At 36.6% G+C, this 15707-nt stretch carries 13 protein-coding genes and 1 other annotated feature (1 of these 14 running past the window's edge); of the genes, 7 read left to right on the top strand and 6 right to left on the bottom strand.

Going from position 1 to position 15707, the window contains the following annotated elements:
• Positions 1–47 precede the first annotated feature (47 nt).
• Both LS41612_RS12775 and ku read right to left on the bottom strand, forming a co-directional pair.
• Complete coding sequence (locus LS41612_RS12775; RefSeq protein ID WP_024361832.1) at positions 48–1085, bottom strand: serine hydrolase domain-containing protein; 1038 nt, start codon at positions 1083–1085, stop codon at positions 48–50.
• A 148-nt stretch (positions 1086–1233) separates the two neighbouring features.
• Positions 1234–2052 carry a non-homologous end joining protein Ku gene (gene ku, locus LS41612_RS12770; RefSeq protein ID WP_024361831.1) on the bottom strand — a complete coding sequence of 273 codons (819 nt, stop codon included), beginning with the start codon at positions 2050–2052 and terminating at the stop codon, positions 1234–1236.
• A gap of 102 nt (positions 2053–2154) precedes the next feature.
• On the opposite strand from ku, the gene LS41612_RS12765 reads away from it, so the two are divergent.
• Positions 2155–3981, top strand: a complete 1827-nt coding sequence (locus LS41612_RS12765; protein ID WP_024361830.1) for a DNA ligase D — start codon at positions 2155–2157, stop codon at positions 3979–3981.
• Positions 3982–4034: 53 nt separating this feature from the next.
• On the opposite strand, the gene LS41612_RS12760 is transcribed toward LS41612_RS12765, so the two are convergent.
• Positions 4035–4997, bottom strand: a complete 963-nt coding sequence (locus tag LS41612_RS12760) for an MBL fold metallo-hydrolase (protein ID WP_024361829.1) — start codon at positions 4995–4997, stop codon at positions 4035–4037.
• A gap of 137 nt (positions 4998–5134) precedes the next feature.
• Between LS41612_RS12760 and LS41612_RS12755 the strand changes: the two genes are divergently transcribed.
• Together LS41612_RS12755 and acnA are read left to right on the top strand one after the other, a co-directional pair.
• Entirely contained in the window at positions 5135–6619 is a 1485-nt protein-coding gene (locus LS41612_RS12755) for a methyl-accepting chemotaxis protein (protein WP_024361828.1), read from the top strand.
• A gap of 330 nt (positions 6620–6949) precedes the next feature.
• Positions 6950–9655, top strand: coding sequence for an aconitate hydratase AcnA (acnA, locus tag LS41612_RS12750; protein WP_024361827.1), 2706 nt, complete (start codon positions 6950–6952; stop codon positions 9653–9655).
• 45 nt (positions 9656–9700) lie between these two features.
• On the opposite strand, the gene LS41612_RS12745 is transcribed toward acnA, so the two are convergent.
• The 3 genes from LS41612_RS12745 to LS41612_RS12735 all read right to left on the bottom strand — a co-directional run bounded on the left by LS41612_RS12745 (position 9701) and on the right by LS41612_RS12735 (position 12412).
• On the bottom strand, positions 9701–10618 hold the full coding sequence (locus LS41612_RS12745; RefSeq protein WP_024361826.1) for a TIGR03943 family putative permease subunit: 918 nt from the start codon (positions 10616–10618) through the stop codon (positions 9701–9703).
• Between the two features lie 11 nt (positions 10619–10629).
• Positions 10630–11631 carry a permease gene (locus LS41612_RS12740; RefSeq protein WP_024361825.1) on the bottom strand — a complete coding sequence of 334 codons (1002 nt, stop codon included), beginning with the start codon at positions 11629–11631 and terminating at the stop codon, positions 10630–10632.
• 196 nt (positions 11632–11827) lie between these two features.
• Positions 11828–12412 (bottom strand): DJ-1/PfpI family protein, encoded by a 585-nt coding sequence (locus LS41612_RS12735; RefSeq protein WP_024361824.1) that lies wholly within the window; start codon positions 12410–12412, stop codon positions 11828–11830.
• A gap of 141 nt (positions 12413–12553) precedes the next feature.
• Between LS41612_RS12735 and LS41612_RS12730 the strand changes: the two genes are divergently transcribed.
• The 4 genes from LS41612_RS12730 (at position 12554) to LS41612_RS12715 (ending at position 15476) form a co-directional block, all read left to right on the top strand.
• The gene (locus LS41612_RS12730; protein WP_024361823.1) at positions 12554–12991 is read left to right on the top strand and encodes an Lrp/AsnC family transcriptional regulator; all 438 of its coding nucleotides are present in this window, start codon (positions 12554–12556) and stop codon (positions 12989–12991) included.
• A gap of 72 nt (positions 12992–13063) precedes the next feature.
• On the top strand, positions 13064–13579 hold the full coding sequence (locus LS41612_RS12725) for a sigma-70 family RNA polymerase sigma factor (protein ID WP_024361822.1): 516 nt from the start codon (positions 13064–13066) through the stop codon (positions 13577–13579).
• Positions 13572–14519 carry a DUF3221 domain-containing protein gene (locus LS41612_RS12720; RefSeq protein ID WP_024361821.1) on the top strand — a complete coding sequence of 316 codons (948 nt, stop codon included), beginning with the start codon at positions 13572–13574 and terminating at the stop codon, positions 14517–14519. Before LS41612_RS12725 ends, LS41612_RS12720 begins: the two co-directional genes overlap by 8 nt.
• Positions 14520–14627: 108 nt before the next feature.
• Entirely contained in the window at positions 14628–15476 is an 849-nt protein-coding gene (locus LS41612_RS12715) for a DUF2785 domain-containing protein (protein WP_024361820.1), read from the top strand.
• Positions 15477–15512: 36 nt separating this feature from the next.
• Positions 15513–15707 (top strand) — a binding site (T-box leader) (it continues 44 nt past the right edge of the window).

Here is a 15707-nt window from a genome sequence, read left to right as displayed (position 1 = left end):
GACTGGTTGCTTAGTTTTGTTTGGATTTGGTAGGGGAAAACGTCGTTTTATGAACAGGAGATAAGTGATTTGTATAGTTCACCTATGATTCCTTGCATTTGATGAACGCCTAAATCAGTATTTGTCATAACAATCATTCCTTTTTCTATATAAGGAAATAATACAAGCATACATTGAAACCCAATACCCCAGCCAAGGGAGGAGATTTCTACTTCTTGTCCTGAGCCCTCAAGGAATACACCTAAACCAGCCCATTCTTTAGCACCTTGTGGTTGAATTAGCTCTTTGACTAGGTTTGCAGAGATACCGATTTTACTAGAGCCCTTTAAAGCATTTATTAACTCTAGTAATAATTTAGCTAGATCAGCGGGGGATGTCCATAAACCACAAGCCGCAGGGTAAGGATAAATTAGGTAGTTATCTGTCACCGATTTTCCATTTTTGTGGTGACCACTAGCGAAAGATTGTGCTTTTGATGATGCAAATGTTGTAGAAAATGTGCTATGTGTCATAGTTAACGGTTTAAATATATGCTCTTCTATAATCGAGTCAAATGATTGTGCCATTACATCTTCTATTAATAACTGTATAATACAAAAACCAGCATCCGAATAATGAAATGCATGCCAAGGTTCACCACTTACTTCTATAGGGCTTTGACAGTAAGGTGTTGTGCCATTTAACAAATTTACCATTGACGGTTTCGCATGAGCAGCGTTTAAAGTTGAAAAACTATTCACTGGATCTATAATGCCAGATTGATGACAAAGTAAGTTTCGTAATGTTACTTTTTTTAGCTTCGTATATTGATTTTCCGGTACCTTCCACGATTTCAGTTTGTTATTGACATCCTCATCTAAATCTAAATAGCCTTGTTCTACTAATACCATTACTACCATGCTCGTTAAAAATTTGCTTATAGAACAGGCATTGAAAATAGATTGGTCATTTACTTTTTGCCTAGTTCCTGCCATAAGATATCCATAATGTTCTATTTGACTAATTTGCCCCTTTTCAATTACTAAAAGGCTTAACCCTTGAACACGATAGTGATTCATACGTTCCTCAATATTTACTTTGATCATTAGACACCATCCATCAATTTTTATACTAATTATAACATGATGAACAAACATACGTTTCCTTTTGTGGGGGGTTAGCTATATCACAAGAAAAAGGCATCGAGTATATAAGTTCTCGATGCCTTTTGTTCTATGGTTGGTGAGCTCCGCATTACGCATTTTTCTTCGTTTTGGTTGCTCTTTTTCTTGTTGTAGGTTTTTTTGTTTTATCTAAAGAAGCTTGGAGTGCTGACATCAAATCAGTAACGTTGTCAGGTAGTGGACGCTTATCACTGGCAGATACTGAATTTGTCGTTTTCTTTTCTTCGATAAGTTCCATTAAAGCATTGCGATAGTCATCTGTATATTTTTCTGGATTAAATACCGTTGTTAACTGGTCAACTAGCATCAGTGCAGCGTCTAATTCTTTTTGAACAATGGTTGGCTCGCTTGGGATGTTTGGAACATCTTGCACACTACGAACTTCGTCAGGAAAATGGATTGTTTCCATTACGAGGGCATTTTGATAAACACGAACAATCGCAAGCTGTTCCTTCGAACGAATAATAATTTTAGCAACGCCAATTTTACCTGACTCTTCTAATGTTTGTCGCAATAGGGCATATGCCTTACTGCCTGTAGTATCAGGCGATAAGAAATAAGTTCGTTCAAAATAGATAGGGTCAATTTCGCCTAATTTAACAAAATCGATAATTTCAACAGCCTTATCTTCGTTTTCTTTACGCAAGTTCTCTAGCTCTTCTTCATCTAGAACGACAAACTTATTTTTTGCATACTCATATGCCTTTACAATATTCTCTTCTGTTACTTCTTGATTACAACCCTCACATACTTTCTTATAGCTAATAGGTGTATGGCATTCTTTATGAAGTTGTCGTAATTTAATGTCTTTATTTTCTGTAGCAGCATGTAGTTTAACTGGTATGTTGACAAGACCAAATGAAATGCTACCTTTCCAAACTGTATGCATGTTGTCACCTCGTTTTTCTTACTATGTAATAATTTGATGTGTTTTATGTATGCTAAATAAAAATAGTGTCAACAGTACAAAATAAGAAAGTAGGTGTACAAGATTAAACCAATGTTATTAGTAGAAGCAAATGAACCGCCAAAAGGAGATGATTGGCTTTACGAAGGGAAATATGACGGATTCCGCTGTCTATTACAGTGGACTGATGAAGAGCCTATTTTGAAAAGTAGAAATGGCAATGTGTTAAATCATTTGTTTCCGGAAATTATTGATTATTGCAGAAGTCTTTATAATCAGATCAAAGAATTTTTACCGTTAGTATTTGACGGAGAAATAGTGTATTTAATCAACAACTATAAAAGTGAATTTGCAATCGTGCAACAACGGGGAAGAATGCAAAAAAAAGAAGTGATTGCTGCACATGCTACATCCTTTCCTTGTCATTATATTGTTTTTGATTTACTTTCCTATCAAGGGGAAAGTCAAATGAATCGCTATTTAAAAACGCGAAAACAGCAACTAAACACTCTTTTTACATCGTTAAAGCTACCGACTGCTATTAAATATGAAGAAAACCATCGTTTACAAGCAATTGATGTTTTTGAAGATAGCCAAACTTTGTGGCATTTCATCAAAATTTATAATGGTGAAGGTATTATTGCCAAGAAAAAGACGAGTAAATGGCAGGAGGCTGTACGGTCAACACATTGGCTAAAAATTAAGAATTGGAAAATTGTCACAGTGATTGTGAACAAATTTGATAAAGGAAATGGATATTTTCACGGTTGTGTGCATCGACAGGGTGTGCTAACGGAAGTGGTTGTTTTTAGGCATGGGATGAAAAAGGAAGAGTTAAATACCCTTATTACATTTTTTCAAGCAAACGGGCAACAAAACAACGAAACATGGCAATTAGAACCATCCATCTGTATTGATATCGCATGTATCGACTTTGATGGTAGTAAGTTAAGAGAACCTCGTTTTCATGCATTTCGATTAGAAATGGAACACCAGTACTGTAATTGGCAACTTATGCAACGCCAGCTTATGCCAATACCGGATAGTGTGCCAGTCACGCATCCCAACAAGCCGGTGTGGCCTGCTATCGCGATTACAAAAGAGGACTATTTGTACTATTTACAGCTTGTATCACCTTTTATACTGCCATTTTTACGAAATCGACCTATTACGTTAATTCGTTTTCCTCATGGGGTACCAGGGGAGAGTTTCTATCAAAAAAGCAGTCCGGAACATCTACCTGCATTTGTCGAAACAGAAAGAATGAGCGAACATCATAGTATCCTATGCAATAATCTTGAAACACTGTTGTGGTTAGGGAACCAACTTGCATTAGAATTTCACATCCCTTTTCAAACGATTGACACTGAAAAGCCTACAGAGATTGTTTTTGACCTAGATCCTCCTTCGGTCGACGCATTTTCACTTGCCATAAGCGGTGCACTACACTTAAAAGAAATATTTGATTATTTTAAACTACAGTCTTTTGTTAAAACTTCTGGTGGCAAAGGTTTGCAAGTTTATATTCCATTACCATTCAATACATTTTCTTATGAACAAGTTCGCCTTTTTACAGAGTTTGTCTGTCGTTTTTTATGTGAGCAAAAACCCGAATTATATACGATTGAACGTTTAAAGAAAAATCGCAAAGATAGATTGTATTTAGATTATGTGCAACATGCGGAAGGGAAAACCATTATATCGCCGTTTTCCACCAGAGGTAACGAAATGGGCTTAGTTGCAACACCTCTACATTGGAATGAAGTAAACGACAAACTATCACCGGAACAATTTACGATACCTACTGTTATAGAGCGAATCAAACGAGTGGGTAATCCATTGATCCATTTTCAAGCGATAGGGGAAGAACAGGATTTTCAGGCAGTGCTTCAGCATTTAAATAACCAATAAAAGAATCTGCAACATTTCTCAAAGTTATCGTGAGAAATGAGCAGATTCTTTATCTATTTGCTAGTAGATGGTTTGCTTTTTTGCAAATAATCAAGAATGCCCATTGCTGATACTGCTGTATCAAAAGGAAGTGTTTGATAGACGGGATGGCTTTCTGCAATACCATTTCGCTGTAGATATTGATGTAATAGTGCTTGTAATCTCGTATCTAATAATTTAGCTTGCTGTGCTAAAGTACCCGGTGAAGCTAGTGCCTTTTCTCCTTCAACTAGAAACAACGGCGTCCAGTAACGAACTTGACGATAGGCTTCTGTTGGATTTTGATAAGCACCGTAATGACCGAAATACAATTCCTGAACGTTAAGTTTTTCGTATAATTGAATCGATTGCTCCATCGTATCCGGATCATACTGATTCGGGGAAGTTGAAGGGATAATTAAATCAATTGCTTCATCGGCCAACTCTGGATAACAGACACCTGTTGTATCACCTACAAACATTCCATTCGTCGCAGAGTAATGCATGGATACGTGATGCTTGGCATGACCTTCTGTATGGTAAAAAGTTAGTTGATGATTGCCCAATGATAAAATATCGCCATGCCTAGCTTCCATAATCCGTTCAGGCGCAACCGGTACGATTGGGTCAAAGAGGCGTTGGAATTCTTCACCATATACAGCCTTTGCACTTGCAATTAGGCGGGTTGGGTCAACCATATGCCCAGCACCACGGGGATGTACGACTAATTTTGCTTTCGGGCAACTTTGAAGAAAAAGACCAGCCCCGCCTGCATGATCTAAATGAATATGTGTAACGATGACATAGTCAATATCATCTAGTGTAATTTGCAATTCATTTAAACCTTCTATTATATAGGGCACGGAAGGACTTGCAGATGTTTCAATCAACGCAATTTTCTCATCGATAAGTAAATAAGCGCTTGTGCGTTCCTTCCGATTCAAATCGTGCGTATCAATGCAAAAAAAGTTTGGTGCTATTTTTTGTACGCTCTCCATTAAAAAATCTCCCTTCTGATTAAAAAAGCTAAATTCTCTCTAAAATACCTTTTTTGTCTACAAAAAGTAATGTTTATACTATATAATAATAGAAAAACAAACTGAATGTCCATTCATTTTTTAGGGGGAGAAATATAATGGAGGTCAATATTCGCTATGATACACGGAAAGTTCATCGTGTTAATTTAGCCATCATTTCAATTTTAGCTATTCTTATTTGTGGCCCAATGATACTTACAAAAGGAATTATGTTCTTATTTATTGGTCTGGCGGTAATTGCTTTCGCTTTATGTAATTATTTTTTACCTATCCAAACATATATTAAAGGATTTATATTTGGCATGATCCCATCCAGTATCGTTTTCACATTGTTTTTACTAGATAGTTTTTCATTGAACAAGCATTATATTTTGCTTTGTACAATTGCCATTATTGCGTTGTACTTTAAAAAGGAACTGATTATCTTTTTTGGGATCATACTAAACGTAAGCTTCGTGATTTTATATATAGTGAAATCGGAATCACTCTTGGGACCTTTCAACGATATTATTGTATTCATTACATTATTAGCCATTACCAATGGCGTTATGATTGTTTTCTTTCTACTGGCAAAATGGGGAAATGAGCTAATTACACATGCAGCGGCGCAGCAAAATGAAGTAAAAGCTTCGCTCGCTCAACTACAGATGACCTTCAATCAAATTGAACAAAGTAGCTATAGACTAGATGAGCATATTACACGTTTTCAACAAACTATGCACAGTATTTCGGGGTCAAGTAAGCAAATATTACAAGCCACAGAAGATATCGCGGCTAGTATTCAACAGGAAGCCTCAAGTTTACAAATGATTCACGGAACAATGAAGGAATCCGTACAATTTGTTAATAAAACCTTTTCCATATCACAGGATACGGTAGCGAAATCTAGTAATCTCCAACAGGAAGTATTAGCAGGGTGGGGCAAAATGCAAGAGGCGATGGCTCAAATGAGTGTTATGAACAATGCAATCGGTTCAACTGCCGAGACCGTCCAAGCATTGCAACAAAGTTTGCACACAGTGGATAACTTGTTGAAAGGTATCCAACATATAGCAGAACAGACGAACTTACTTGCATTAAATGCCACGATTGAAGCTGCTAGAGCAGGCGAACAAGGAAAGGGATTTGCTGTCGTTGCTGATGAGGTACGGAAATTGGCAGAAGAAAGTGCGGCCATTACGGTTAGCATTACAAATGTAACTAAAACAATATTCGAAAAATCAACGGAAGCTCAACAACGTTCGAATGATGGAGAACAAGCACTACAATATGGTGAATTGCTGTTGCAGGATGTCAGCCATTTCTTTAACGTTTTAAAAGATACCTTTGCTATAACCAATACGGATTTAACAAGTGGTATGAATGAATTAAGTAGTGCCATTTTGCAATTTGAAAAAATTCAAGAACAAATTGAAAAGTTGAATGAGATGACGGAGGAAAATGCTGCTTCTACTAGTGACATTTTACTTTCGGTTGAGGACGAACATCAAATGCTTGAAATGATGACTAGTACAACCGATCAAATACAAGAGCTTAGTATGGCGTTAAAGTCTCTGGTCACAAAGGATACTGTATCGAACTGAATGGATTGATTTTCCTTTATTATTTGGTGCTTCGGGGGTTCAATGCCTGTATTTTTATAGTAAACAACTAATTTTATTATTGTTGCAAACTAAATGTGCATATTTTTTTAAAAAATGTCTAAAATAAAACAGGCCGAAATATGTCATTTTCGTCACAAATTCGCTCATTCATGTAAAATAAATAAAAGACATCACTTGTCATAAGAAATACTTATTGAAAAAGATAATATTAATGTAATTTACTTATGAATATAAATACGTTATTATGGGTGGTGGAGAAAAGATGCTTTACATAGGCCTTTTCAAAAAGATATTTAGGGGGATCCGCAAATGGCACAAGGTAATTTACACAACAGCCGCGCATCATTCGAAGTTAATGGTAAAACTTACAATTACTATGACTTAGCTGCGATTGAAAAAGCTGGCGTTGCAAAAGTTTCAAACCTTCCTTACTCAATCAAAGTATTATTAGAATCAGTTTTACGTCAATATGATGCATACGTAATCAAAGAAGAGCACGTAAACGAATTAGCAAAATGGGGTAACGGTGCTGATCCAGAAGCTGAAGTACCATTCAAACCTTCTCGCGTAGTATTACAAGACTTTACTGGTGTACCAGTAGTAGTTGACCTTGCATCTCTTCGTTCAGCAATGAAAGAAATGGGCGGAGATCCAAACAAAATCAACCCTGCTATTCCAGTTGACCTTGTAATTGACCACTCAGTACAAGTTGACAAATACGGTAATGCATCTGCATTACAAGCTAACATGGACCTTGAATTCGAACGTAACGCTGAGCGTTATAACTTCTTAAAATGGGCTCAAACTGCTTACAATAACTTCCGTGCTGTACCTCCAGCAACAGGTATCGTTCACCAAGTAAACTTAGAGTATTTAGCTCCAGTTGTACACGTAAACGAAAATGCTGACGGTACATTCGAAACATTCCCAGACTCAGTAGTAGGTACTGACTCACATACAACAATGATCAACGGTATCGGCGTTCTTGGATGGGGTGTTGGTGGTATCGAAGCTGAAGCTGGTATGCTTGGCCAACCTTCATACTTCCCAATTCCAGAAGTTATCGGTGTTAAATTAGTTGGTGATCTTCCAAACGGAACGACTGCTACTGACTTAGCATTAAAAGTAACACAAGTTTTACGTCAACGTGGCGTAGTTGGTAAATTCGTTGAGTTCTTCGGACCTGGCGTATCTAAATTACCACTAGCTGACCGTGCAACAATCTCTAACATGGCTCCTGAATATGGTGCTACTTGTGGTTACTTCGCTATTGACGAAGAATCATTAAACTACATGCGTTTAACTGGTCGTGACGAAGAGCACATCGCGGTTGTTGAAGCTTACTTAAAAGCGAACCACATGTTCTTTGATCCAGCATTAGAGCCAGTTTATACTGACGTATTAGAAGTAAACTTAGCTGAAATCGAACCAAACCTTTCTGGTCCTAAACGTCCACAAGACTTAATTCCACTATCTCAAATGCGTTCTCGTTACAAAGAAGCAGTAGTGGCTCCACAAGGAACTCAAGGTTTCGGTTTAACTGAAGATGAATTCGAAAAAACTTCTGTAGCTAAATTTGCTGAAGGTGATGTAGAAATTCCAACAGGTGCTGTAGCAATCGCTGCTATCACTTCTTGTACAAATACATCTAACCCATACGTTTTAATCGCTGCTGGTTTAGTTGCGAAAAAAGCTGTAGAAAAAGGTCTAACTGTACCAAAATGGGTGAAAACTTCTTTAGCACCAGGTTCTAAAGTTGTAACTGGTTACCTTGAAGATTCAGGTTTACAAACATACCTTGACCAAATCGGTTTCAACACTGTAGGTTACGGTTGTACAACATGTATCGGTAACTCAGGTCCATTACTTCCTGAAATCGAAGAAGCTATCAAAGCGAACGACTTATTCGTAACGTCTGTTCTTTCTGGTAACCGTAACTTCGAAGGCCGTGTACACCCACTTGTAAAAGCGAACTACTTAGCTTCACCACCACTTGTTGTAGCTTACGCACTTGCTGGTACTGTGGATATCGACCTACAAAAAGATTCATTCGGTAAAGACAAAGATGGAAACGAAGTATTCTTCGCTGATATCTGGCCTTCAACTGAAGAAGTTAACGCTGTATTAGGTACTGTAGTTAACCGTGAATTATTCCAAAAAGAATACGAAACTGTATTCACAGCAAACGAAAAATGGAATGCAATTGAAACATCAACTGAGTCTCTATACACATTTGATGACAAATCAACTTACATCCAAAACCCACCATTCTTCCAAGGTCTTGCAAAAGAGCCAGAAGCTATCAAAGGCTTAGACGGCTTACGCATTATGGCGAAGTTCGGTGACTCAATTACAACTGACCATATTTCTCCAGCTGGTGCAATCGGTAAAGATACACCTGCAGGTAAATATTTAATCGAAAACGGTGTTGCAATCCGTGACTTCAACTCATACGGTTCTCGTCGTGGTAACCACGAAGTTATGATGCGTGGTACATTTGCAAACATCCGTATCCGTAACCAAGTAGCTCCTGGTACAGAAGGTGGTTTCACTACTTACTGGCCAACAGGCGAAGTAGAGTACATCTATGATGCATGTATGAAATACCAAGAGCAAGGTACTGGCTTAGTAGTACTTGCTGGTAACGACTATGGTATGGGTTCTTCTCGTGACTGGGCTGCGAAAGGTACATTCCTACTTGGCGTGAAAACTGTTATCGCACAATCTTACGAGCGTATCCACCGTTCAAACTTAGTAATGATGGGTGTTCTTCCTTTACAATACTTAAACGGCGAATCTGCTGATTCTCTAGGTTTAACTGGTAAAGAAGAAATCTCTGTAAACATTACTGACAATGTAAAACCACGTGATATCTTAACAGTTACTGCTAAATCTGAAGACGGTACAGTTAAAACTTTCCAAGCTTTAGCTCGTTTCGACTCAGAAGTAGAAGTAGACTACTACCGTCACGGTGGTATCCTACAAATGGTTCTTCGCGCGAAAGCTGCTGAATAATTATTTTAGTAAAACCGATCTCTTAGGAGGTCGGTTTTTTTTATTTTACATACTAATGAGAATGTCAATTGGATAGATATACGGTTCAGCAGGCTCCTGTATGTTTTTCCATTGTTCGATTCGAATGATAGGGAGTTCAACACCATTATAGTAACCAATATCAATTGTGCCTTCAGCCTCAATCCAGCTATCTTCTTGTAAGCTCGCAGCTTCGGGCATTTCAGTTAGAAATCCAATAATGCTTGCATCAGCAACACAATGCGTAATTAAAAATCGGGAAATGACGAATTGATTTTCTAGTAAATCAGTTTCTTTTAACACAAAACCACTTAGTCGTATTTTTTTGCCTTGATATTGTGATAAATTATTATTAATATCCTCGTAATATACTGAGAATATATAATTTGTCATCTCGACAATTGGATTTTGGGCCAGTTGTTGCTTTAAAAGGTCGTATTCTTTTTTTGACATTTCCTGTTTTTCTTCTAATAGTTTTGGATCAATAGGATGATCTACCAACAAACCATCGTTATTGACTTCGTTACGACTTGCCACTTCATCTTTTTTTGAGGCTTGAGATTGATTGGTCATCATTAGCGTCGCGCCTTTTTTTTGCGCGATGGATGCATCTAAAAATTTTGTAGGCAATGTAAATCCAGTAAACAATGGAACAACTAAAATGAGATACGATAATACTCTTTTCCAATTAAACGGTGGGTTGACTAAGTTATGTGCGCAACACTTGCATAACTCGTTATGATTGCGATGATTAGAAAAAGAGAAAATTCTTTTTAATTGGGCTACAAACAGTACTAAAAATATAATCGCTACGGTTTTACTTAACATCTCATATTTTGGGTTAATTAATTTCGTTATTTCACCAGTTGCATGTAAATTGAAAATCATAACAGAGAAAGCACATAAAATAACGGCCTTTACAGCTTGTTGCAAGTGAAATTTCATTAGTTGCCTCCTTAAAGAAAAGGTGCGATTAGCCATATTATAAAAAAGATAACGAGAAACACGATTGTTAGTACGGATAGGACAAATTTCAATCGAAATACGCCCAACATCATAATCGTGTTTTTAAAATCAATCATAGGTCCAAAAATTAAGAAAGCAAGTATTGATGGCGTTGGAAAAATAGAGCTAAAAGATGCACCTATAAAGGCGTCTGCTTCGGAACATAACGAAAGGATATAGGCTAACAGCATCATGACTAACATAGAAGATGTAAAATGATCGCCTATGTCTACAAGCGTTTTAGTAGATACAAAGGTTTGCACAAAAGCTGCTAAAAAAGCCCCTATGATTAAATATTTGCCCATATCAAAAAACTCATCAATCGAGTGATTGACCATGTTTGAACATTTTTTAAAGAATGATAGTTTTGCTGTACCATGCTGGGCATGATTAGTTCGAATACCCTTTTTAAATTGTGTTCCAGTAAACAGCATACTAATAAGCAGTGCGACGATAATGGCTATGATAAAGCCTAATATCATGCGCAACCCTGCAATTTTTAGATCATTACCGAAAGCCATATATGTAGAAATAATGACAATAGGATTTATAAGAGGCCCCGTTAACATAAAACCCATTGCGGCATGGATAGGTACCCCCTTTGATACAAGTCTTCTTACAATGGGTACTATTCCGCACTCACAGGCGGGGAATAGTGCACCAACGACACAGCTCATGATAATTGCCAGAAATTTATTTTTTGGAATACACTTTTGAATATGTTGCTCCGTAATAAAAATTTGAATAAACCCAGCGATTAGAACCCCAATTAAAACAAATGGTAAAGCTTCTATTAAAATACTCAAAAATATAGTATTGAGATTTAATAGTGGCGTTGCGAAAGAAAAGAGCCAGGCACTACTAGGAAAAAAAGATGGGGTTAGAAACAAAATAATCATGAGCAACAGAAAAAATCGAGCATTTAATAATTGTTTGGAAAGTGGACGATTCACATTTGCCTCCTAATTCTTTGACTTAATCGGGTAGTAACGATTATTCGATAAATGATAATCGTTACGCTTTACAGTAAGTTATGTTTACATAGCTTTTAATATAACTCGTCATATAAAATAAATAGGACCTTCTTATATGGCTTCGCACAGTGAATGGACGAAAGCAATATAAGCTGATCCTATTTCGTAAAAAAGATTATTTAAATCCCATTAGTTCTTTTACTTTTAATGTATTTTGAGTAGATGTAAGCATTTCGAGTAAGTGAAAGGCGACATCGAACGCAGTGCCTGGATTTGAAGAGGTAATAATGTGTTCTGTGCGAACAATCCGTTCGTTGATAACTTCTACTCCATAGGATTCTAACTGACCTAATCGTTTACTTGTTGGGTGATTGTAAGTAGTTGCCATCTTATTTTGTAAAATGCCACTATGTCCTAAAGCGAGCGATGCTACACAAATCGTCGCAATGGGCTTTTTATGTTCGTTAAAATGGCGGATAACTTGTTGAAATGCTTCACTAAAAGCATCATCATAAAAACCCGCTTCTTCAAAACCTCCAGGAATGGCGAGTGCATCAAAGTCCTCGAGTGTAATTTCATGCAATAATTTTTCGGGCGTAACTTGAAAATTCCATGTACATTGTAATTTGTTATGTAATCCTACTGTAACAACCTCTGTTGTGCCATCTCCCTCCCATTTGTTCCAGCCTAGCACATCTGTAAAGACACTTGCTTCTACCGCTTCAAAGCCATTTGCTAAAAGTAGTAAGATTTTTTTCATATGGTTGATGCCTCCTTTATTGCTTTAATTGTAATAAATGGAGTAACTGAATAACAGAAGTTATATAATGTAATCAAGTCTATTTTCCTTATAACGAAAGGAATTAATTAAAAAACAATTAATAAAAAAAGGTGGATTCTAATGGACAATATCGATACAGAAATTTTACGCCAATTACAATTAAACGCGAAAATCTCAATGAAGGAGCTAGCGACAATCGTTCATTTATCTTCACCAGCTGTTATCGAACGCGTTAAAAAACTAGAAGAACAGGGCAGTATTGAAGGCTATACAACGAAAGTAAATCTTAAGAAAATGGATCGCTCCATTCAAGCGATTGTCTTGTTTAAGTCCATTGACTGTAAAAGCCTGTCAGACTTTTGTAATGCCCATCCAGATGTTTTGGCATGTTACCGAGTAGCTGGTGAAATTAGTTATATTGTTAAACTCGCAACTTACTCTGTCGAAACATTAGAGCAGTTTATTGATGCTGCAATGCCTTATGGTACACCCTCTACAAATATTGTGTTATCTTCAACAGAAAAAACGATGGTTCTTCCTTTTTTTGATGAAAAATAATAATAATTCCCTAAAAAACAAACCTTTCGCTTCTGAGCACCGTTTATAGGGTACAGAAAGGGGCGCGAGACGTTGCAAGTAAAGGAACTAGAAGAAATAATGGAACAGCACACGGAACGACTTATTCGTCTTGCTTTTTATTATGTAAAGGACCTACAAGAAGCAGAGGATATTGTTCAGGATGTGTTTATTAAGTTCTATGACAATCGGCAAAAATATGAAGAACGTGGAGAATTAAAAGCTTATTTATCGAGGCTTGTCATGAACAAAAGTAAAGATTATTTACGTAGTTGGACTTATCGCAAAATTCAAGTGCAACAGAAAATTTTTGCCAAGCAGACAATCTCAAGAAGGGATATGCTCGTTCAGCAAGATGAACAAACGTTAATCGAAAATGCTATATTCTCACTACCATTAAAGCAACGAGAGGTACTAAGTTATTTTTACTTTGAAGACATGCCTGTTGCTGAAATTGCGAAGCTTTTAAGCATCCCTGACAGTACAGTGAAAACAAGGCTGCGCAGGGGACGTGAATTATTAAAGCCTAAGTTACAGCATATTGAATGGGAGGTGTTGCTGCATGAGTAAAGTGGATGTACGAGTAATAAGAGATTTAACAGAAAGTAAAAAACGTGTGATGACAAATGTAGTAAAGCAAATTGAACAACGTGCTATCCCGATGAAATCAAGACGCGGGCAGTATAGTATGTATACTGTAATCCTGACAATATGTATAGGGTTATTTATATACACACAAGTCAACAATGGGGACGAGTTATCAGCAAATGCTGTACCGATATTAGATGAAACATACTATGATATGATTTTCCAAGATGCAATTGAGGCAAATGAAAGCCAAGAATCTATTAATATGACTTTTCAATCATTATTCGAATTGGATGCTTATTATGTCTATGCAGAAAGTAAAAACATCAAATTTAGCGAAAAGGCAATTGCTAAGCACATGCAAGCGGAAAGAGAAAAATATGAAAAGTCATATAAAGAGAGTGCAGTATTTAAAGACGGTTTAACAAAACTCAATCTAACATTTGATGAATTTTTCGATAAATATCTGAAAGCAAATGCACTTAAATGGTTTGCCCAAGCAGAACTAATGAAGGAATATTATCAAAAATACGAAAATAGTTACCAAATGCAGGCTTACTTTGCAGTGAAAAAAGAAGCGATGGATTATTTCACTGCTAAATATGGTCAACAAATTGCTTATTTAGAGAACAAATATAACGTGTCTAAACCTAACATGTCTAAACAGTATAAATATGGTACAGTCGTTGCTATGGAGGAAGACCGATTTTTAGTTGTGACAGGGGCATTACAAGAGGAAATCGGGCATTTATCGAATGAAGAAATCATTACTAAACACACGAATGGAGTCTGGTTTCCACTTCAGGAAGTACAGGATAAAATTGCAATTGGACAAAGTGTAACTGTCACGTACAATTGGCAAGAACCATTAAATCAATATGATTTTGTTGCGGATTTGGAGAAGATTGAAATCTCAGACTAGCACCATTTGGAAACAGCTTATCATGATAAGCTGTTTTTTCTTATGGATTAAGGTACAATTAATGTTATTAATTGTATGTATTCTAAACATAAGGAGAAATTACTACATATGATATTACATGAAACATTATTTAGTGAAGCGGATTTAAAATGTGAACTTCAAGCATTGCTAAATGACAGTAATGCTTGGCAACAAGTAGATCAAAATAAACTTATACAGTCTATGCTAGTGCATATTGGCTCAGTTGATAGTGAGCTACGAGACGGACTAATCTATGGTTGCTTTTATACAATGATTGTAGAACAAGATTTACTACATCCTGCATTATTAAACGACACTTTACAATACTGTGTAACGGACTTACTAGATCAAGGCATTGGAGAGAGCGAATCCGATTCAGTTTTTACAAGAACCTTTACAATGTTACTAGTTGCACTAATATTAGCAAAAGATAATGAGTCGGATTTTATTGAAGCGAACAAGATAGAAGAATTAACACATAAGTTGATCGCGTATTTATTAGCTGAAAAAGATGTAAGGGGATATGTGCCGGATAATGGCTGGGCGCATAGTGTAGCACATGTCTCGGACGTAATAGATGAATTAGTGAAAAGCCCTAAATTCAATACAGCTTCTTTTCTAGATATTTTGCGTCCTTTATGGCAAATGATGTTACAAACAAATTATGCTTTTATTCATGATGAAGATGAAAGGTTGTTAGTACCTATATTCACTATGCTAGAACAAGGTTTGCAGGAGCAAGAAATTATTACATTATTAAGCGAAACTACGGAAATACTATCTGCTCAAAAGGCACAGCTTGATGTCTGGCACTATCGAATATTACGCTTTAACTGGAAATCATTTTTAAAAAGTTTTTATATTCAAACTGCAAACAGTCCTCAATATGTGGCCCTTCATCAAAGCATCGCGGATTGTCTGAAAGTTGACAAGTAATTGCCAGTTTGTTAAGGTGAGTCACAATAAAAGCATACAAATTCGTTGATGAGAAAGAGTAGTGTTACATTTTGCTCTACAGAGAGCTGACGTGTTGGTGGAAGTCGGTGTGCAAATGTTTCATGAAGATCCTCTCGGAGAAGATTAGTTAAATAAATTAAGCCAATTCGGGTGTCTACCGTTAAAGTGAACACGTATGATTGTACGTTGCTAAGTGCTATTGAGCGGGTT

The organism is Lysinibacillus sphaericus (assembly GCF_002982115.1).
GTDB classification, from domain to species: domain Bacteria; phylum Bacillota; class Bacilli; order Bacillales_A; family Planococcaceae; genus Lysinibacillus; species Lysinibacillus sphaericus.
Note: the sequence above shows the minus strand (reverse complement) of the source record. Positions and strands in the feature narration are given on the sequence as shown.

Coding starts and splice junctions, on each gene's coding strand:
- LS41612_RS12775 (WP_024361832.1), bottom strand. CDS start 1,085: ATGATCAAAGTAAATATTGAGGAACGTATGAATCACTATCGTGTTCAA.
- ku (WP_024361831.1), bottom strand. CDS start 2,052: ATGCATACAGTTTGGAAAGGTAGCATTTCATTTGGTCTTGTCAACATA.
- LS41612_RS12760 (WP_024361829.1), bottom strand. CDS start 4,997: ATGGAGAGCGTACAAAAAATAGCACCAAACTTTTTTTGCATTGATACG.
- LS41612_RS12755 (WP_024361828.1), top strand. CDS start 5,135: ATGGAGGTCAATATTCGCTATGATACACGGAAAGTTCATCGTGTTAAT.
- acnA (WP_024361827.1), top strand. CDS start 6,950: ATGGCACAAGGTAATTTACACAACAGCCGCGCATCATTCGAAGTTAAT.
- LS41612_RS12745 (WP_024361826.1), bottom strand. CDS start 10,618: ATGAAATTTCACTTGCAACAAGCTGTAAAGGCCGTTATTTTATGTGCT.
- LS41612_RS12735 (WP_024361824.1), bottom strand. CDS start 12,412: ATGAAAAAAATCTTACTACTTTTAGCAAATGGCTTTGAAGCGGTAGAA.
- LS41612_RS12730 (WP_024361823.1), top strand. CDS start 12,554: ATGGACAATATCGATACAGAAATTTTACGCCAATTACAATTAAACGCG.
- LS41612_RS12720 (WP_024361821.1), top strand. CDS start 13,572: ATGAGTAAAGTGGATGTACGAGTAATAAGAGATTTAACAGAAAGTAAA.
- LS41612_RS12715 (WP_024361820.1), top strand. CDS start 14,628: ATGATATTACATGAAACATTATTTAGTGAAGCGGATTTAAAATGTGAA.